The organism is Pseudomonas sp. FSL R10-0399, assembly GCF_009600165.1.
GTDB lineage: Bacteria > Pseudomonadota > Gammaproteobacteria > Pseudomonadales > Pseudomonadaceae > Aquipseudomonas > Aquipseudomonas helleri.
On the sequence record NZ_WIWK01000019.1, the window covers coordinates 15185 to 34737 of the forward strand.

Annotated in this window: 14 protein-coding genes and 3 pseudogenes; 2 read left to right on the forward strand and 15 right to left on the reverse strand. The window is 55.6% G+C overall.

Features of this window, described 5'->3' with window-relative positions; translation table 11 throughout:
• Positions 1 to 376: 376 nt before the first annotated feature.
• The 8 genes from GHO41_RS08035 to GHO41_RS08070 form a co-directional block, all read right to left on the reverse strand.
• Positions 377 to 2134, reverse strand: coding sequence for an FAD-dependent monooxygenase (locus GHO41_RS08035; protein WP_153326780.1), 1758 nt, complete (start codon positions 2132 to 2134; stop codon positions 377 to 379).
• A 164-nt stretch (positions 2135 to 2298) separates the two neighbouring features.
• The gene (mhpT, locus tag GHO41_RS08040) at positions 2299 to 3549 is read right to left on the reverse strand and encodes a 3-(3-hydroxy-phenyl)propionate transporter MhpT (RefSeq protein WP_153326782.1); all 1251 of its coding nucleotides are present in this window, start codon (positions 3547 to 3549) and stop codon (positions 2299 to 2301) included.
• 183 nt (positions 3550 to 3732) lie between these two features.
• Positions 3733 to 4752 carry a 4-hydroxy-2-oxovalerate aldolase gene (gene dmpG, locus GHO41_RS08045; protein ID WP_153326784.1) on the reverse strand — a complete coding sequence of 340 codons (1020 nt, stop codon included), beginning with the start codon at positions 4750 to 4752 and terminating at the stop codon, positions 3733 to 3735.
• 10 nt (positions 4753 to 4762) lie between these two features.
• The gene (locus GHO41_RS08050; protein ID WP_153326786.1) at positions 4763 to 5698 is read right to left on the reverse strand and encodes an acetaldehyde dehydrogenase (acetylating); all 936 of its coding nucleotides are present in this window, start codon (positions 5696 to 5698) and stop codon (positions 4763 to 4765) included.
• Positions 5699 to 5731: 33 nt separating this feature from the next.
• Positions 5732 to 6526 carry a 2-keto-4-pentenoate hydratase gene (gene mhpD / locus GHO41_RS08055; RefSeq protein WP_153326788.1) on the reverse strand — a complete coding sequence of 265 codons (795 nt, stop codon included), beginning with the start codon at positions 6524 to 6526 and terminating at the stop codon, positions 5732 to 5734.
• 74 nt (positions 6527 to 6600) lie between these two features.
• Positions 6601 to 7470 carry an alpha/beta fold hydrolase gene (locus tag GHO41_RS08060; RefSeq protein ID WP_153326790.1) on the reverse strand — a complete coding sequence of 290 codons (870 nt, stop codon included), beginning with the start codon at positions 7468 to 7470 and terminating at the stop codon, positions 6601 to 6603.
• A gap of 71 nt (positions 7471 to 7541) precedes the next feature.
• On the reverse strand, positions 7542 to 8489 hold the full coding sequence (locus GHO41_RS08065; protein WP_153326792.1) for a 3-carboxyethylcatechol 2,3-dioxygenase: 948 nt from the start codon (positions 8487 to 8489) through the stop codon (positions 7542 to 7544).
• A 287-nt stretch (positions 8490 to 8776) separates the two neighbouring features.
• On the reverse strand, positions 8777 to 10051 hold the full coding sequence (locus tag GHO41_RS08070; protein ID WP_153326794.1) for an OprD family porin: 1275 nt from the start codon (positions 10049 to 10051) through the stop codon (positions 8777 to 8779).
• Positions 10052 to 10548: 497 nt separating this feature from the next.
• On the opposite strand from GHO41_RS08070, the gene GHO41_RS08075 reads away from it, so the two are divergent.
• Positions 10549 to 11226 carry a GntR family transcriptional regulator gene (locus tag GHO41_RS08075; protein WP_153326796.1) on the forward strand — a complete coding sequence of 226 codons (678 nt, stop codon included), beginning with the start codon at positions 10549 to 10551 and terminating at the stop codon, positions 11224 to 11226.
• Between the two features lie 288 nt (positions 11227 to 11514).
• On the opposite strand, the pseudogene GHO41_RS08080 reads toward GHO41_RS08075, so the two are convergent.
• Positions 11515 to 12494: pseudogene (locus GHO41_RS08080) on the reverse strand (IS5 family transposase).
• A 248-nt stretch (positions 12495 to 12742) separates the two neighbouring features.
• Here GHO41_RS08080 and GHO41_RS08085 point away from each other — a divergent pair.
• Positions 12743 to 13147: pseudogene (locus GHO41_RS08085) on the forward strand (DDE-type integrase/transposase/recombinase); the annotation flags it as partial.
• A gap of 63 nt (positions 13148 to 13210) precedes the next feature.
• Here GHO41_RS08085 and GHO41_RS08090 read toward each other — a convergent pair.
• The 6 genes and pseudogenes from GHO41_RS08090 to GHO41_RS08115 all read right to left on the reverse strand — a co-directional run bounded on the left by GHO41_RS08090 (position 13211) and on the right by GHO41_RS08115 (position 19476).
• Positions 13211 to 13962 (reverse strand): annotated as a pseudogene (locus GHO41_RS08090) (IS5 family transposase).
• Positions 13963 to 14400: 438 nt separating this feature from the next.
• Complete coding sequence (locus GHO41_RS08095) at positions 14401 to 15753, reverse strand: OprD family porin (RefSeq protein WP_153326798.1); 1353 nt, start codon at positions 15751 to 15753, stop codon at positions 14401 to 14403.
• Positions 15754 to 15872: 119 nt separating this feature from the next.
• Positions 15873 to 16694 carry an ABC transporter ATP-binding protein gene (locus GHO41_RS08100; protein ID WP_153326799.1) on the reverse strand — a complete coding sequence of 274 codons (822 nt, stop codon included), beginning with the start codon at positions 16692 to 16694 and terminating at the stop codon, positions 15873 to 15875.
• 11 nt (positions 16695 to 16705) lie between these two features.
• On the reverse strand, positions 16706 to 17479 hold the full coding sequence (locus GHO41_RS08105; RefSeq protein ID WP_153326801.1) for an ABC transporter permease: 774 nt from the start codon (positions 17477 to 17479) through the stop codon (positions 16706 to 16708).
• Positions 17480 to 17491: 12 nt separating this feature from the next.
• The gene (locus GHO41_RS08110) at positions 17492 to 18319 is read right to left on the reverse strand and encodes an ABC transporter permease (protein WP_153326803.1); all 828 of its coding nucleotides are present in this window, start codon (positions 18317 to 18319) and stop codon (positions 17492 to 17494) included.
• 86 nt (positions 18320 to 18405) lie between these two features.
• A complete protein-coding gene (locus GHO41_RS08115; RefSeq protein ID WP_153326805.1) occupies positions 18406 to 19476 on the reverse strand; it encodes an ABC transporter substrate-binding protein in 1071 nt (356 codons plus the stop codon).
• Between the last annotated feature and the right edge of the window lie 77 nt (positions 19477 to 19553).

The window sequence follows — 19553 nt, forward strand, 5'->3', positions numbered from 1 at the left end:
CGTTGAAACTGGGCGCCAGAGCGCTTTACCACTGCATTAGGTACAGGTTGATTCCTGCGGAACATCTTGCGGTCTGAAACAGACTTCTGCCTCAGACCGCAATATGTGCTCCCTGGACGCATACAGTGTTGCAGGAGCCAAAGCAGTATGTGTTTCATGTGCACATGATCGGGATCGCCTCGATTGGAATGCGTTAAGCCTGCTGTCACGACCTTGGCAGTTCCACTTGATTAGGTGATTTCAATCGCGTGTGTATTGGACGTAGATACTGACCTAGCGGTCATGGGAGCGCTCGACTGTTTGAGCGAAGAGAAAGGAGTTAGCTTGTAGCAACAGTAGAAAGGGAGCGTCATGCTTGACCTCTCCCTTCACCTAGTTAGATGTTTCTGTCGAGGATGCCTTCCAATGCACTTCGCAGTTGGTTCAGGGCGTCGCTCTCGTTCCATACTGCTTCTGTTTGCCGCCATGCGATGTAACCATCAGGCCGAACCAGAACGGCCCCTGCCTCATGGATTTCGCGGATACGCTGCCAATCTAAATAGGGATCTGCTGTACCTGGCTCACCAGTTACCACAGTCCGGAGGTATGGCAGGTTCAACTCACGGGCAGCCCTGACCCAAGCCTGCCCAGCCAAGCCAGTAACCAACGAGAACTTACCCTTACCTGTCACGTCCAGGGTAGACGTGCGCAGTCCGTTTTTGTCGACCAGCCAAGCATGTGGAATCTTAGCGCCAGGGCGTGTGGTTGCCTGTAGGAATAGCTGTTTGTCTTGAGACCATACTTCCTCACCGGCGCTCCCATCAACGACCACAGCATTTGACTCGTACCGTTGATTCAACTCAACGCCCTGTGCGTTGAACTCATAGTCCTTCAGTTCCAAAGCCTTTTGAAGAAGTTGGCGAATTTCAACACCCTCAGGCGTTGGCGCACGCATCCGCTCCAGAAGTTGCTCAATGGTATCCACACCCTGGTTCATCCGGAAGCATTCCTTGAACGGTGCGTAGTCAACTCGGGACTGGTTCGCCCTCAACACGATCTGCTTGCCCACCGGCTGGCGTTCCAAAGAATACGAGTCAAGCAGAGCCTCACCGGCGTACCCCTTCACGACATAGGCCAGTTTCCACGCAAGGTTGAAGCCGTCTTGAAGCGACGTGTTTGAGCCAAGTCCACTCGATGGTGGGTGACGGTGGACTGCATCACCGGCGCAATGAACACGCCCTTTCGAGTAATGAGTCGCATAGGCCTGATTCACATGCCAAGTCGAGTTCTTCTCAATTTCGACTTCGAGATCAGGATCACCTACAAGGGTACGGATACGCTGAAGTACGTGGTCCGAGGAAAAGTCCGGCTCACCTTGGGACATATCGAAACCCCAGCCGGCGATCCATTGGTTCCAAGGCCGCACTGCGCGCAGCAGTCCCAGGCCTATCTCGCCAAAGCCCGCTACGGGGTTAGCTATCCATTGGAGAACACTTGGTCGATGCGCAACGTAGCGGCTCAGATCAGCGTTGAAGATCACATAAGCGGTGCCAGCCCGTGACATTTCGCCTTCAATAGGGAGACCAATCTGCTCGGCAACTTTGGAACGCGCCCCATCTGCACCAACAAGGTAACGGGCCCGCACGGAGTATTCCCGCCCGTTCAATACGTCCTTGAGATTAACTGTTACTCCTTCTTCATCCTGGATATGGCTCATGTATTCGGTATTGAAGGAAAACTGTGCTCCTCGCTCAGCAGCGTGTTGCACCAAGACGGGCTCCATCATTGGCTGAACGATGTCGGCCATGGGGCAAGGGCTACCCTTGATGTAATCGCCTTTACGTGCGTCACCAGACCCCCAAGTCCGCATGCGAGCAATTTCTTCACCAACCAAGCTAGTCGCGATGATGGTGTCGCCCATTTGTTCCCACGGTGTAGCAAGCTTCCTGATGACGTCCTCGACGCCAAGATCTCGCATAGCCTCCATTGCGCGCTGATTGGTGATGTGAGCGCGCGGGGAGTTCGCGAGATAGTTGTACATGGTGATAACGCGAACCCGCACTCCATAGGTAGCAAGCGCAAGCGCAGTAGTCGCGCCCGCAGGCCCGGTACCAATCACCAGAACATCGGTATCGAACTGCTTGGAATCGTTCATTATTGTTGTCTCCATCAAGGACAAGCTTGTATTTATTGTCTGGACCGGTGGGAATTACAGCTGAAAAGCCACCGATAGCCGCGCCGAATTGACGCGTCTTTAATATTGACTTACATGCTAGCATGTAAGAATAACGCGGTAAATCCTAGTTGATCAGTTCCGACTCAGTTTCCGTTTAGTACCGCAGGCTTGATCTCAGAGCCGTAGGTCGGTTGATCTTTAACAATTTTTTTCGCAGCAGATAGGTAGCAGAGGGCAGCTGCCGCTACGACGATGCCTGGCGCGCAGGCGAGAAAAATGCCAGCGGTTCCAGTGCCTAATGCGAGCATTTTGCCAACCACCAGCGGGCCGCTCATTGCACCAATCCTGCCGATTGCGACGGCACTACCGACTCCGGTGGCTCGTCCAATCGCCGGGTAATACAACGGCGCCAGCGCATACAGAACACTTTGCCCACCAGTAGTGAATATTCCGGCAATAAAGCCAGCTACGAGCATCGCGGGTACGGAGATCGAAAAGTACAGCCCAGCCAATGCAGACAGAATGCCAATGTAGATCACCAGCGACATGACCCACGCCGGAACCCTATCCATAAGCGCCCCTAAAAACAGTGTTCCGACTGCAGCACCGATCTGCATCGAAAGCACCACCCAACTGGCATCTGCTTTGGTAAAACCCTGAGCAATGAGCAGGCTGGGCAGCCAATTGATTAGGATGTACGTCACCATTAGGGTGAAAAAGAAGCTGATCCACAGCAGCAGTGTAGGCTTGGCGCTGCCACCTTTGAACAAGAGCTCGGACACCTTAACGTCGCCCCCAGCTGCCTTCGCAAAGGCCTGAGATTCAGGAAGATAAAAACCTAGCAACGGTACGATCAACAGCGGGATCACTCCACCAATGTAAAAAACCAGGTGCCAGCCAACACCAAAATCGTTGACACCTACCAACGCTGCACCCGCAGCCCCCAAAGGAACACCGCAATACATCATGCTGACTGCTGTACCACGGATTTTTGGGCCGGCCACTTCGGAGGTAAGGGCGATCAAATTTGGAAGAGATGCTCCCAAACCTACGCCCGTTAAGAACCTTGCAATAATGAGACTGTTGTAGTCCCAAGCTAGGGCAGTGGCCAAGGAGAAGAGCCCAAACAACCCAACGGATGCCATCAGTACACGCTTGCGCCCAAAGCGGTCGGCAAGCCGACCTCCAATGAAAGCACCAGGAAGCATTCCAAGCACGCCTGCGCTAAATACCCAGCCCATATGCAGCTTGTCGATTGTGAACGCCGACATCATGCCTTGAGCTGCAATGCCAGGCGCTTGTAAATCAAGCCCCTCCATGAGCGCAACCAGGAAGCACAGGCCAATGGTTGCGATGAGGCGAGCACGTGTAGTGCGGATATCTGGGGCGCTCATTGGACGTCCCCCTGTCCAGCGAAAACGCACTCAGTAACAATTGATGCAAGATCTCGTGTTTGGGGTATCTTGCAGATGAGCAGCAGCTTGCTCACCGATGAAGCGTGATTAGTATTCATCGTGTTGATCCGTTGTTATTGTTTTAAGTGGTTTCGTGAATGGCCGCTCGGCGCGGCCATCTGATCAGCGTTTGAGCAGATCCAGCGCCACATCGACGATCATGTCTTCCTGGCCGCCCACCATGCGCCGTTTGCCCAGTTCGACGAGGATGTCGAGGGTCTTCAGGCCGTACTTGGCCGCGGCGATTTCGGCGTGGCGCAGGAAGCTTGAGTAGACCCCGGCATAGCCCAACGCCAAGGTTTCGCGGTCGACCCGCACCGGCCGGTCCTGCAATGGGCGCACGATGTCGTCAGCTGCATCCATCAGCGTGTACAGGTCGGTGCCGTGGTTCCAGCCCAGGCGTTCGGCGGCGGCGATGAACACTTCCAGCGGTGCGTTGCCGGCGCCGGCGCCCATGCCCGCAAGGCTGGCGTCGATGCGGTCGCAGCCTTCCTCGACCGCGGTGATCGAGTTGGCCACGCCGAGCGATAGGTTGTGGTGGGCGTGCATGCCGGTTTCGGTTTCCGGCTTGAGCACGGCTTTGAACGCGCGGAAACGGTCACGAATGTCCTGCATGTTCATGGCGCCACCGGAGTCAGCCATGTACACGCAGGTCGCACCGTAGCTTTCCATCAACTTGGCCTGGGCTGCCAGCTGTTCGGCCGGGATCATGTGGCTCATCATCAGGAAGCCGACGGTGTCCATGCCCAGTTCGCGGGCGTATTCGATGTGCTGTTTCGAGACATCGGCCTCGGTGCAATGGGTGGCGATGCGCACCACCCGGGCCCCGGCGTTGTAGGCCGCTTTCAGGTCATGCACGGTGCCAATGCCGGGCAGCAGCAAGGTGGTGATCTTGGCGCGAGTGATGACATCGGCGGCCGCCTCGATCCATTCCAGATCGGTGTGCGCGGCGAAGCCGTAGTTGAAGCTCGACCCTTGCAAGCCATCGCCATGGGCGACTTCGATCGAGTCGACCTTGGCCTTGTCCAAAGCGCGGGCGATGTCCTGCACGTTCTGCAGCGAGTACTGATGGCGAACCGCGTGGCTGCCATCGCGCAGAGTCACGTCGGAGATGTAGAGTTTTTTGCCGGGATTGAAAGTCATGTCGGTTTCCTCAGGCGTTGAGCATCGACTGCGCCATGCGCTCGGCGGTGGCCAAGGCAGCGGACGTCATGATGTCGAGGTTGCCGGCATACGCTGGCAGGTAATGGGCGGCGCCTTCGACTTCGAGGAACACCGAGGTCTTCAGACCCGAAAATTTTCCAAGGCCTGGAATGTTCAATGGTGCGTCTTCAGGGATGACGTCGAACTGCACTTTTTGCTTCAGGCGGTAGCCCGGCACATAGGCCTGCACGGCGGCCGCCATCTCGACAATCGAGGCCTCAACCAGCGCCTGGTCGGCCGCTTCAGACAGCACAAACACCGTGTCGCGCATCATCAGCGGCGGCTCTGCGGGGTTCATCACAATGATTGCCTTGCCACGTGCAGCACCACCTACAGCCTCGATGGCTTTAGAAGTGGTTTCAGTGAATTCATCGATGTTGGCTCGCGTACCTGGCCCAGCTGATTTACTGGCAATAGATGCCACAATTTCTGCGTAGTGAACTTTTGCAACACGGGATACCGCCGCGACCATAGGGATGGTGGCTTGGCCACCACACGTCACCATGTTCACATTGAGCGCGGTCAGATTCTGCTCGAGGTTCACCACTGGAATGCAATAAGGGCCAATGGCTGCCGGCGTTAAATCGATCAGCCGAATGCCTGACTTGATGCGACGGAGGAAAGCATCATTCTTCACGTGCGCACTGGCGCTGGTCGCGTCAAATACGAAATCAATATCAGCAAACACTGGCAGGCGAGTGAGCCCCTCAACCCCCTCGTGGGTTATCTCGACTCCAAGGCGTGCGGCTCGTGCCAAACCGTCTGAGTTCGGATCGATACCCACCATTGCCCCCATCTCGAGGTGCTTGGCATTGCGCATGATTTTGATCATCAGGTCGGTACCGATATTCCCGGAGCCGATGATCGCGACTTTAAATTTTTTCATGGCTTTGTTCTCATTGTGGTTGCAACTAACCCATCACTCAGGACTGAATTCAACGGCTACCTTGCCGATGCCGCTAATGTCGGCCTCGAAACGGTCACCTGCGGCTACCGGCACCATTGGCCCCAATGCCCCCGTCAAGATGATGTCACCGGCTTTAAGGGGCTCACCTAACTCAGCCATGGTGCGTGCAAGCCAGACGGCTGCGTTAAGAGGGTGACCAAGACATTGAGCACCGCTGCCCGCAGATACCTCTTCACCGTTTCGAGTCATTTGCATGGCAGCCTCTCGCAGGTCGACCCCGTCGAGACGGCGAGCTGGCCCGCCAAGGACGAAGCAGCCACTCGAGGCGTTGTCGGCAACGGTATCTACAAATCGGATGTTCCAGCCTTGGACGCGGCTGCCAACGATTTCAAGGGCGGGCAGAACCCATCCCGTAGCCGCCATGACATCAGCAAAGGAAGTGTCTGTACGAGGCAGGTCTGCCTCTAGGATCAGAGCAATTTCAGCTTCAATCTTTGGCTGCAAAACGCTGTTGATCGGGACGATTTCGTTATCACCAAAACACATGTCAGCGAAGAGCGTTCCGAAGTCTGGCTCATCCACACCCAGTTGCTGCTGTACCTTTTTGTTGGTCAGGCCAATCTTTCTTCCAACGACCCGCCGTCCAGCAGCACAGCCGTGTGCCACGTTAAGTCGTTGGATTGCGTATGCCGCCGTACGGTTGTCCTCGCCGATAAACTCGCGCAAAGGAGGCACCGCTTCACCGGTGCTGTCCGCCTCACGCAAGGAGCGGGCGAGATCTTCAACAAGTTGCTTTTCGGTGCTCATGATTACCTCATATCGCAGTGCCCGACGCGGCTATTGGTGCGGTCATGCCGGGCGAATGATTTGGGTGCTGACGATCAGTGCGTCAGGAAATCAAGCACCATGCGGTTGAACTTGTCCGCGTGCTCCCACTGCGCCCAGTGGCCGCAAGCGTTGAAGACGTGTAGCTCCGAATTGGGAATACCGGCAATAAGGCGCAACCCCGTGTCCAGTGGCACGAACCGGTCATTGCGTCCCCAGATCACCAGTGTTTGAGCTTTGATTTCTGATAGACGATGGCCAAAGTCGGGAAACTGCTTGGGGTTGGCCTCCACGCTCTTCACGAAGTTTTCAAGGTGCTCGCGCTGGCTCAGCATATTATCCAGCCGCCCTTGGAAGAGCTCCTCAGTGAGAGCGCTGCTGTCGTACACGAAGACAGTCATCATCTTTTTGAGGTTTTCGATGTTCGGATCGCGATAGACACTGCCAATCAACTTGATGCCCTCAGTTGGCATCGGTACGAAGGAACTTACGCCCCCAGTGCCGCCTCCCATCAAGACCAACTTGCCGACCCGTTCCGGGTTGTCCAAAGCAAATGCGACAGCAGTATGTCCACCCATGGAGTTGCCAACGAGATGCACTCGATCCAAGCCCATTGCATTAACGAAGCCTTTGAGGGCATTGGCGTTTAGATTGGAACGCGAACCGGTACTCACCACAGGATCGCTTTTGCTCCAACCAGGGCAGTCCATGAGAATCACGCGATAGCCTGCATCAACGAACGTATCAATGTTGCGATTGAAGTTCGCCCAGCCGCTCGCACCTGGGCCCGAACCGTGAAGCATGATGATTGTTTCGGAACCTGCGCCGATATCGTTGTAATGCAGTTGGAGATCGAGCTCACCCTCCTGCACGCGAACGAATTTGCTGGTACCAGCTTCGGTGAATTTGCTTTGTACGGATGTCATGAGTCATTCCTTCATTTCAGTTTGAAGAGCGGAAAGCCGAAATTAGCTAGCGCTGCTCGTTGCTTAGTTGCTTAGTTGCTTAGTTGCTTAGCGCTCAATGCACCGAACCCGGTAATCCACTCTGGAATGGGGCGGTAATATCTGTGGCTCGTCTGGTAGGGGCCATAAGCGGAAAGCGCAGCAAAGGCTGCGACCCACGCCTTGACTTCGTGTGTGGATTTGCCAGCCAGCTCAGAGAGCTCGTCATTACCCTGCGTATCCAACTCCTTGATATGGCCGGATTGGAGGATGTCGAGAAAATACTTATCCCACTTTGGATTCAGAGGGTGGAGAGTCTCCTGGTCTTCGACAAAGCGGTGGGCCGCGTCGATCACGCGTTGAGTGCGTGCATCTCGCTCACCAGCTGGCAAATAGCGCCCGCTTCCTAGTAGGCGATCCTTGAGCAGCGGATTGGCAGTCGACAGTTCCGGCACCGGGGGCTGATGAGAAAGGCCACCGGATCCAAGCAGTAACACTCGCTTGTTTAAGCCCTGCGCAAACTTCCCGATCGCCTCGCCCAGCAGTCGGACTCGATTGAAGCTAGGCAGAGGCTTGGCCACGCAATTGATAAAGACGGGGATCGTCGGATAACGATCCAACCCTCCCAGCAATAACTCGAGGGGTTGAGCAAATCCGTGGTCGACCTGCATGCGATAGGAAACGGCAGCATCTACACCTTCGCTCAGCACCGCGTTAGCACATTGCTCGGCTAGGTCAGTCGGCACGGATATCACCCCGGCAGCCGATCCAAAGTCACCCACGGCTTCTGCGGCAATGCCAATACAAAATGAAGGCATCACATCGTAGAAGAATCCGTTGTAGTGGTCTGGGGCGAACAAGATGACCAGTTCTGGATTGAACTGCGCAATCCGCTCACGAGCCGATGCAACGGAAGCATCAATCTCGGCAAGCACTTGTGGTGAGGGATCGACCAGGCCGACCAGAGGGGTGTGCGAGAGGCAATGCAGAAGAACACTCATGTCCATTCACCTTGTTTATGCGCTAGAAAGCGTTCGAAACGCTCCCGGTGCACACAGCGACGGCTTGGGGATGGAGCTGCGCCTGCTGGCTGCATCCGTCCGCTTTACCTGAGGCAAAACCTTCAGGTGAGGCACGTCGTTATGCGTACGCTTTTGTAATTGGTGAAACCATCATGCTATCTCGCATGCTAGCATGCAAGTGTATTTTATGATGCTTCACTCGGCCCTCTCCGCCATGTGAGGTGTTTGAATTTCCCTATCCGGCACACGGCGGCTTTAGCAACGCCTTACCAAAGGCTGATCGTGTAATCGATATTGATCCGAGTTTCGTTGTCGTCCCGGAAGCTGGCCGCACTTGAAAAATCGTTTCGATAGATCGAGTTTCGGGCTCTTACAGACAGCCCTTTAAGCTGCCCTTGAAACGCATATGAAAGCTCCAAATACCGCTCGCTCTCGGTCAAACCATCACCTCCGAGCGTCGGCAATTCGATGTTTGTCCCCTTGATGTATCGCGCTGTGGCCTTGAGTCCAGGAACACCCAATGCAGCGAAGTCGTAGCTGTACAGCGCCTGCCAGGAACGCTCCTTTGGGTTGAGAAATTCGGAACTGAGGAAACCCTCGCTGACCACCAAGGGCTCGGTACCGGCCAGGTATGGCATAGCGGTGTCACCATCAAGCCGCATATATCCCGCCCCAAAGGTTTGAGCGCCAAGGGAGTAGTTGAACATGACGCCCGTATTGTCATTATCGACATGTCCCGCCTTAGCGGAGCCGCTCTCTCCGGTATGGTAATAACGAAAATCCGTCTTGAGCTTTCCTTCACCAATGTCTAGGAAATGCTCAAACCCACCATAATTCTTTCTGTAAATATTATCTAAACTTGCATAGTAATATTTCAGGGTCAGCGCCGGCGTTAATTGGTAATCACCACCCGCAAACACAAACTTATCTGACTCTGCAGTAGCCAAAAAACGTCGATTTGGCGAAGCTACTGCCATGGGCTGATAGTTCGTCGAATCGCGGTAATTTATACGATCTAGATAGCCGACGTGGAGGCTTAATTTTTCGATATCGCTGGATCGTAGATACGCGCCGCGAAACGTTTGCGGTAGCAATCGTGTAGGGCTAGCGAACGCGATGGGCAAGAACGTCGAAATCGTACCGAGCTGAAGTTCGGTTTTAGATATCTTAGTTTTGGCTGTAAGCCCAAGCTCCGAATACTCGTCAGCGGCGCGCCCCGATTGAGGGTCTCTGGGCAGGAGCCCAGTCCCCGACCGATCAGGTGATGAGTCAAGTTTTATGCCTACCATGCCGATTGCATCAAGCCCGAAACCGACCAATCCTGGTGTGAATCCTGAGGTGAATTTTAGGATCCCGCCCTGCGCCCATTCTCTCGCAGCGTTCTGGGGAGTTGCACCCTTGTAGTCTCTATCGAAATAATAATTTCGAAATGTCATCGTCGCTTTGCTATCAGCCAGGAACCCTTCGGCAGAACTCCCACCTGAAACTAGCAAAGCCATAGGAAGAACTAGACCGCCCACCTTGGTGCTTGCACGCGACATATCAATGCTCTCATTTTATTTTTGTAGGATGTAGCGTTCAACAATCAAACATGCGCACGCTATTGCACGACTGTTAGTCCTGAATGGACAAGCCATGAACCAGTTGAAACTAGCTTTAAAACTTAAGTTGCCGAGGCTGACCGCTGGACTTAGTTTAAGTTGCGCCCAAGTGGACTAGAGGAGCTGGAAGTCGAATGACGGGTTTGATGAGACCGCTCGAACTGGGTCTGATGCATTTGCAGTTGTGCAACTGGTCTGACGCATGGGACAGAGGTCATAGCGTGTCTCCGAGCAAGTGCGGCTTTGTGCCGCTATTTTAATTTCTACCTGCATGCTAGCATGCAGGATCGGCTTGTCAAACAATTTTAGTCATCGCTTCTCGGTGGTGAGTGCGGTTACGATGAGTGGAAATCAGCCTTGTAGATGAACGCTCTGCCCACTAAAGTGACTCGTCCGATCTACGCCTCCTGGTGCCACTTTTCTCATCCCGAAGACCTATGCAAACGCCCAACAAAAAAGTAGTGATCTATCAAGAAATTCTGCAGCGTCTTTTGACTAGGCGGTATCTCTTCGGAGAGAAAATCCTCGTCAAAGAAATCGGGGAGTCCACTGGAGTCAGCCGGCAGCCCATCATGACGGCCCTTAATAGCCTTCAAGAGCGGGGCTTCGTGCAAATCATCGCCCAAGTTGGGTGCCAGGTGGTTCAGCCTAGCGCAGACGAAGTGGCTGACTTCTATAAAATGTTTGCCAGCACAGAGGGATTGATCGCTAGCCTCGCAGCAGAGCGAGGTACCCCTGGGGAAGTCGCCCGCATGAACGAGCTGAACGAGAAGATTGCCAATATCAATCCCTCCCACAGTGATGCGTCGGATAGCTACCGCAATCTCAATGTCGAGTTTCACCGGCTGCTTCATGCAATGGCACACTCTCCCATCGTCTCGACCCGACAACTGGCGAACTTCGAGCTTTCCGATTTTTTCATCGTACAAAGTTGTGGCTTCAGCGCTCATTTGAAGGTGGTCACCGATGAGCACGACGAAATCATTGCCGCTCTTTCGACCAGAAATGCAGAGGCTGCCAAGAAAGCGGCCATGGATCACATCGAGAGTGTATCTCGCCACGTTATCGAGGCGTTGCAAGCCCCAGAAAATACAGAGCTGACCGCCACTGCCTGAAGCCGTAATGGTAACGGATATCAAAGCGGTAGTGCTGCCTCGATCCAGACAGAATCCCCCGTCGGCCCAATTTTCACGTTCGTCTCGTGCAGCCACGTCAATACCACGCCAGTGGCTTAGTCGAAGGAATAGAATAGCTGTGGGCCGACGGCGAATTTCTCTAAGGAAGCTCCGATCAACGTGTCGTAACCGCACGGCAGGTTGAAAATCCCGTGCCATTCCGCGCCATTTACCGCGAAACGTCCCGTGCGCACCGCTTTGGTGGGCTTTTCAGCCCATCTTTCCGTGTTACACGCGTAACTCACCCATACCCATCAGTTGTTTTCGAGCCATCCACAGGTTTGACAGAGCAAACAGCGTAGTTAACTGAGCGGTGTTCTTCATCAGGCCGCGAAAGCGTACTTTCACATAGCCAAACTGGCGCTTGATTACCCGGAAAGGATGTTCAACCTTGGCCCGCGTCTGCGCTTTGCAATATTCGATCTTGCGCTTGGCCTTATAGAGCAGGCCGCGTTTATTGAGCTTGGAATAGGTGCTACGCCGCGCGGCGATCTGCCAGAGCACTTCACGATTTTCGTGCTCCTTACGCTTTTCGACACCGGTGTAATCGGCATCGGCGTACACCGCGTTTTCCTCGCCATGCAGTAGTTCGGCAACCTGGGTGACATCGGCTACATTAGCCGCCGTGCCGTGAACGTGGTGAACCAGCCCCGACTCAACATCAGCCCAGATATGCGCCTTCATGCCAAAGAAATGCGGATTACCTTTTTTGGTTTGGTGCATCTCTGGATCGCGTTTACCTTCCTCGTTTTTAGTCGAGCTGGGCGCGTGAATAATCGTGGCATCGACGATGGTGCCCTGGCGCAGCGAGAGGCCTTTTTCCTGCAAATAACCATTGATGACCGCCAGGATCGCAGGCGCCAATTTATGCTTTTCCAGCAAGTGCCGGAAATTCATGATCGTAGTGTCTTCAGGGGTCGGCGCGCTGAGGGTCAGACGAGCGGACTGGCGCATAGGCGTGAATTCATACGGTGCTTCTTCCATGGCCGGGTCGCTCAGCGAGAACCAGTTTGCAGCAGGTGAATGCGCAGCATGGTCTCCAGTGGATACGGCTGACGACCACCGCCAGCTTTCGGGTAATAAGGCTCGATCAACCCCAGCAAGCCACTCCAAGGCACGACCTGATCCATCTCGGCGAGGAACCGTTCGCGACGCGTTTGCTTGCGCTTGCCGGCGTATTCGAAGTCGGAAAAGCTCATCTGGCTCATGAAGGGCGCGGATCAGGTGATGAGGCTGTATTTCAGCACATTCAAGGACTTGTTCGGGGATTCCCTAAGCGATTCCCGGCACAGAAACTATCGCCGTCAATGTAATCACCGGAAAATTGCTGGTGTAGTAACCCGCTATGCCGACTGCAGCTTTGGTATCTACGGTACCTGACCTATCAAGCTCCTGCAGACCTATTGAGGGCAGGCGGCGCCTTTAGTTTCTTCGGGAAGAAATACACGGCGAGCCAGTTGGGTGGGCGCTATCAGGAAAACCGGATGCAGACTTGGTGATCAAGGCGTTGGATATGGCCTATGAACAGCGTGGAAAGCCTCAAGGACTGCTGTTTCATTCCGACAGGGGGGGGCAATATGGTAGTCGTCAGTTTCGCCAGTGTCTGTGGCGGTACCGCATACGTCAGAGCATGAGTCGCCGGGGCAATTGCTACGACAACTCGCCGATGGAGCGTGTCTTCCGAAGCTTGAAAACGGAGTGGATACCATCGGTGGGATACGTATCGGCTCAGCAGGCCCAACGGGATATCAGCCATTATTTGATGCACCGCTACAACTGGATACGGCCTCATCAATTCAATGGCGGGCTAACGCCCGCTCAGGCCGAGAAAAAACTTAACGTCGTGTCCGGGATTAGTTGACCACTACAAAACTGTCGCAGACAGCTTGCACCCTCCTTTCGAGCGTCTAGGAGCCGTTCTCAATCAGGCCAGCCATATGACGACTGAGATAAGGCTCAGCATCGACTGGTAGTTTCTTGCCAGTCGCTCATATCTGGTTGCGATACGGCGGTACTGCTTCAATTTCTGGAAAAAACGCTCCACCAGATTATGTGCCTTGTAGATATGTCGATCCAGCTTTCGAGGCTTCAGGCGATTCCCTATTGAGGGAATGACGGCTTCAGCCCCATTGCGCTGTATCAACTCCACTAAGGAGTCTGAGTCGTAGCCTTTGTCTGCCAATACCGCTTCGGGCGTAGAACCTTCGATCAGCGCTTCGGCTTGGCCATATTCAGAGGCTTGTCCCGGCGTCAGCAGCAGGCGTACCGGGTTCCCCAGAGCATCGACGGCCGCATGAATCTTGGTGCTCAGTCCGCCTCTGAACTTGCCCATGGCTTCGGCGTCCGGGCATGTTTTTTTGCCGCACCATGCTGATGAACGCGCACTATGCTGCCATCCACCATCAGGTGTTCCAAGTCAGCGTCAGCCGTAAGCGATGCCATGATCTGTAACCAAACGCCCTTGCGTGACCAGCGGTTATAACGCACATAGACCCGATGCCAGTGACCGTAGGTTTCAGGTAGATCCCGCTAGGGCGCGCCAGTTCGGGCAATCCAGAGTACCGCCTCTATAAACAAACGGTTATCGCGGGCGGTCACGCCTCGGTCGCTGGCTTTACCCGGCAGAAGTTCCTTGATGCGCTCCCATTGATCGTCACGCAGCCTATAGCGGCTCATCAGTTACCCCAAATAGCTCAAGGGTATCGAATGGCTCTACTTGGCTAAAATGAGAACGGCCCCTAGTGATCCGCCTTACGCCCAATTGAGGTGTAGCTCAAGTCGACGTCAGGCCGATCCATTACGCACTTATTTGTTCTCTGCGCTGGTTCACCTCGACCGTGATGCACCAGTTCTTCATGCATGAATGCTCAGCTGTTGCTGGAAGTAATCCGGCTCGGCGTCATCCATGACGACGAGCGAGAGGATGCAAGCGTACTTCCCCTTTATGAATGCATATATTCTTTTTACTCATGCAATCTGAATGAGCAATAGGCTATATGGAAACGTAATTTATTTGTGAGTCGGCGTGAATTCACAGACTTTTTCCACGGATAAAAACCGGACACCCTCACAGGCGCCCGGTTTTTATCATGCTATCACTCAAACAAATCCAGCCTAAAACAGCGCCAGCGCGTAGCTAAGGATGATGCGGTTTTCGTCAATGTTGCGTTGAGTGGCGAGGCTGCTGCGCAGTGAGGCGTTCATCCAGGCCAGACCCAGCCCCTGGAGTGGGCCGCTCTGTACTGCGTAGGCTATGCGGAAGTCGCGTTCCCACTCACCTTCGCTCTGGGATTGGCCAGCAACTGCAATGTTGCTGCCTTTGTTGTAGGTCAACCCTAGCGTCAGGCCGGGCGCGCCGAAGGCTGCGAAATCGTAGCTGTAGCTGCCCAGCCAGGTGCGTTGCTCGGGGCGCAGGAAGCTGCCGATCATGCGGCCACCAACGTCGTAGCTGCTGACGCCGTCGCCCTGATTGATCCGTGCATGTTCACTGAGGCCATGGTTTTCCTGATAGCCCAGACTGAAGGCATGGCCGTCGACTTTCCAGGTGAAGTTCGCGCTCAATAAGGTGCTGTCCACTTTCCCTTTGTCCGGGTCGCTGGCCAGGCGCGCGTCGGTAATCTGATAGCCCTCCGCGCGACCGGCCGCGCTGGCATTGTGGCCATCGGCGATGCTGCGAAAATAGCGCAGGTCGGAGAGTAGCGTGCCAACCGGCAGCGTCAGGGTGTGTGTCAGGCCGAGGAAGTGTTGTGCGTAAAACTCTTTGAGGTTGCCGTAGTAGTACTGCAACAAGAGCGTTTTGCCGAGGCGGTAGTCGGCACCACCGTAATAGAACTTGTTGCTGAATTTCCCCGTTTCTCTATCGTTCGCACCGGCCACCGACATACTTTGAGCATCGCTGGAGGCGCGGCCTTGAGCGTGTTCCAGTTGGCCTCCGATTAAGGTCAGGTTGTCGAGCTCGTTGGAGGTGATTTGCCCGCCGGTGAAGGTCTGCGGCAGCATGCGCCCGTCATTGAAGACCACCACCGGTAGTCTGGGTTGCAATGTGCCAAACCGTGCTTCGGTTTTAGACAGGCGCAGCTTGCCGGTCAGCCCTACGCTGCCAAACTCATCGACGGCACTCCCGTCGCTGTCCTGTGGGAATAGCTGCCCGGGGTTGCGGCTGCGGCCTGCTTTGGTGACGCGGCCCCCGGAGTCCAGTTTGATGCCCAGCCGACCGAGTACATCGACACCGACACCGACGGTGCCCTCGGTGTAACCCGATTCGTAGTTAAAGAGAAAGCCCTGACCCCATTCCTCTGTCTTGGACGGGGAGGCTTCGCCGCTACGGTTGTCTTGGTTGAAGTAGAAGTTGCGCAAGCTCAGGCTGGCTTTGCTGTTTTCGATAAATTCGTTGGCGGACGACAGTTGCGTGTAATGCAGACCCACGGTGCCCGCTACAACGGCCAAGGCCAGTGTAGACGTGTTCATTTTACGTGATGCTCCAAAGTGTATTGCGGAAAAATCGCCTGTGCGGGCGTTTCGTGGTCGAGTGAGCGGTCACAGGCGCAGGGGGAGATGCCGGTTGAGGGCGGTGTTCGGGTCAGGCGTTACCAGGCGATGGAAAAGGTGCGGAAGGCACGACTTTCATTGGGATCCGGCACGATAAGCGCGTCGTCGTGATGGCTGAAGTCCTGCAGGATTTCATTGCGCAAAGCGGTTAGCCGATGGTCATCGCGCCGCCTTGGGTGCGGTAAATCCACCTCAACAATGCGTTTGATACGCCCCGGCTTTGGCTGCATGACGATCACCCGATCACCGAGAAATACCGCTTCGTCAACATCGTGGGTGACCAGCACGGTGGTAATGCCCTCGGCGAGCCAAATGCGCGCCAGCTCTTCTTGCAGTTGGCTGCGGGTCAGCGCATCCAGCGCCCCGAAAGGTTCATCCAGGAGCAGGATTTTTGGGCGATTGACCAGGCCGCGGGCAATCGCTACGCGCTGGCTCATGCCTCCCGACAGCTGGCTGGGATAGGTCTCGGCAAAAGCGCCCAGGCCCACCAGCGCCAGATGTATATGCACCTGTGCCAGACGTTCGGCCTTGCTCAGGGGCGAGTTGGCGAGGGCCAATAGCACGTTGTCTGTCACGTTCAGCCAAGGAAACAGCCGGTGATCCTGAAACACGATGCCACGCTCAGGGTCGGTGCCGTGAATGGGTTGGCCATCGAGCAGTAATTGCCCGCTGTTGGCTTGATCCAGCCCGACCAGCAGGCGCAGCAGGGTGGATTTGCCACAGCCGCTGCCACCCACGATGCTGACGAACTCACCTTGGCGAATATTCAAACTGATGTCCTGAAGAACGTTTAACTCGCCTTCCTTCAAGGGAAAGCGTTTGTTGACGTTATCCAGCGATAGAAATACAGGTGCGTTCATGGCTGTGATCCTCAGTGGCGAGTGCGCCAGTGCAATGTGCGGGATTCGATCCAGTTGGCGAGACGGTTGAACAGCAAGCCAATGCTGCCGACCACGACCAGACCATAGATCACCTGATCCATCTGGAAGTGTTCGCGGCCATCAATCATGGTGTTGCCAATGCCCGGGCCGGCAGAGAAGAAGTATTCCGCGCCGATGGTGGCCAGCCATGCGTAGATCAAGCCCAAGTGCAAACCCGTGAAAATGGCTGGTGCAGCGCAGGGCAGAATTAACCGGCAAAGCTTCTGCCAACGGGTCAGCCCAAGCGCTTGGGCGACTTCTAGAAGCTCCTTGCGGGTGCTGCGAATCCCTTCGAAGCTATTGAGGGCCACGGGGTAAAACACTGCCAGGGCGATAAAGGCCACCTTGGCCGGTTCGCCGAAGCCAAACCACACGGAGAGCAGTGGAATCCAGGCGAACAGGGCAATCTGCTTGAGGGTATGAAAAGTCGGCCCGAGCAGGCGATCGGCCAGTCGGGACAGGCCCAGCCAGCCACCGAACAGCACGCCGAGCACTGCTCCCAAGGCAAAGCCGATCAGGTTGCGTTGCAAGCTGGCGGTCAGGTTGTGCCAGAGTTCGCCGTTGCTGGCCGCGAGCCAGGCGCTGTCGACCACCTTCAGCGGGCTGGCGACGATGCGCGTATCGACCCACTGCCGATCGGTGGCCAGCCACCAAAGCAGGATCAGGGCGACAGGCACTACCCAGCCGCGCAGATCCAGACGGCGTTTGCTTGAAGAGGTGGTCATGGAGGAATCCTTTTAGAAGGCTTGGCGCTGCCAGCGTTGCAAGCGGGTTTCAATCAGGGCCAGTCCCTTATCCAGAAGCAGACCCACCAGGCCGATCACCAGCATGGTGACGATCACCAGATCGAGCTGGAACATCTGTCGGCCGTCGACCATCAGGTAGCCAATGCCTTCGCTGGAGGCCAGCATCTCTACGGTGACCAGCGCGACCCAGCCTTTGGTCAAGGCAAAGCGCAGGCCGGTGAAGAGGCTTGGCAGGGCGCCGGGAATAATCACTTTGCTCAGGCGCTGGAGCAGGTTGAAGCGGTAGACCTGCGCCACTTCCAGGTAGCTGGCAGGAATGTTTCGAATCCCGGCGAAGGTATTGATGGTCATGGGCACGAGCACGGCCTTGGCGATGACCAAGTATTTGAGGGTTTCATCGATACCCACCAGCATCATCAGCAGCGGGATCCAGCCCAGTACCGGAACCTGGCTGATCGCCTGAAACAGCGGCAGTAAATAAGCCTCGGCCTGCCGCGAAAGCCCCATCAACAGGCCCAAAGCCAGGCCTGCAATGACGCCGAGCACGACGCCGACCAGCACGCGACCCAGACTGATCGACAGCTCAGACGCCAGATCGCCACTGAGCGTCAGTTCGACAAAGGTATTCCAGACTCGCGTTGGCGGCGGCAGGATCTGCGGTGAGACCCATTGCCATACACCGGCCAGATGCCACAACAGCAACAGACCGGCTGGCACCAGCAGCGCGACGGCGACGTGATTGAACCAGGTCAGGGATAACGACAAGCGTGGCCAGATCGGTCGCGGTTGTGCCGCGGTGAAAGCTTTACTGGTGCTCATGGAGCGGCCCTCCGGGCAAGAAACAGAATCCGGTTATTGGGTATAGGGTTATTCGTTACTCACCCAAAGTCTGGAGATACCTATGCTCATTTAGGGATAGGTTGGTTATTGGCGTCGTAACTCGGCCACAGAGCTTGAAAACCGAGCTGCTCAATAGCGGTGTCGACGTATTTGGGCTCGATCCACTGGTCGACGTCGATGTCGCCACGAATCAGACGCAGCGCTTTGGCTTCGGTGACTGTGGCGCGATACCGGGCAATGAAGAACGGGTCGATGCGCGGCGAATAGTTGCGCACAAAAGATTTGCCCGTATGGATCTCGCGCAGCGTCTCAATCGAGGTGCCTGATTTGGCCCACATCGCCAGGGCGCTTTCACGATTATTCGGATCCGCGGCCCACGCGGCAGCTTTGACCAGACCGTTAACGACCTTCTGTACAACGTGCGGATGTTCACGTTCGAATTCCCCGCGCACCAGTACGTGGGCCTGGCGAGTCAGGTTGTCGTTCACCTGCGCCGAGTCGTAAATGATTCGCCCCAAGCCCCGGTTTTGCAGTTCAAAAGCTTCCGGCCCGTACCAGCCAGCGTCGATGTCCTTGGAGGCCAGCGCGGCCGAAGCGGTGGCGGTGTCCATGTTGAGAAACCGAAAGTCACGTTCGTTGAAGCCTTCATGCCCCAAGGTGCGAAGGGTGGCCAGGTGCAGATTGGTGCCCTTGAAAAGCGCCACTCGCTTGCCCTTAAGGTCTTTCAGGGCTTTGGCTGGCGAGTCCACTGGCACCACAAGGTAGGTGGAGTTCAGCAGTCGGTCGGTAGCGAGCAGGCGGGTGTCCAGACCGCCCGCCTTGCCAATCGTCGCAGGCAGGTCACCCTGCATGGAAAAATCCAGTTGTTGATTGGCCAGCGCTTCGTTGACCGCTGGGCCAGCCCCTTTGAAGTAATGCCACTCGACCTGAATATTGTCGGCCTTGAGTTCATCTTCGATGGTGTGGAGCTGATGAGCCAGCTCCGAGGTGTTATCGACGGAGTAGGGAACGCCGCCCTTGCCAACAGTGGCCATGCCGAAGTGGATCACCTGAGGGTTTGGCGCGTCGGCAAGTGCTACGGATAAGTTGCTGCCAAGAAGGGCGACCAGCAACGACGTGAGTAGGGTGTGCTTCATTGCGTGGATTCCTTGGTTTTAGGATCAATAACCGCGCGAACAGCGCTTGGCTGAAAAAGGTATTGCAGGCTTTATGC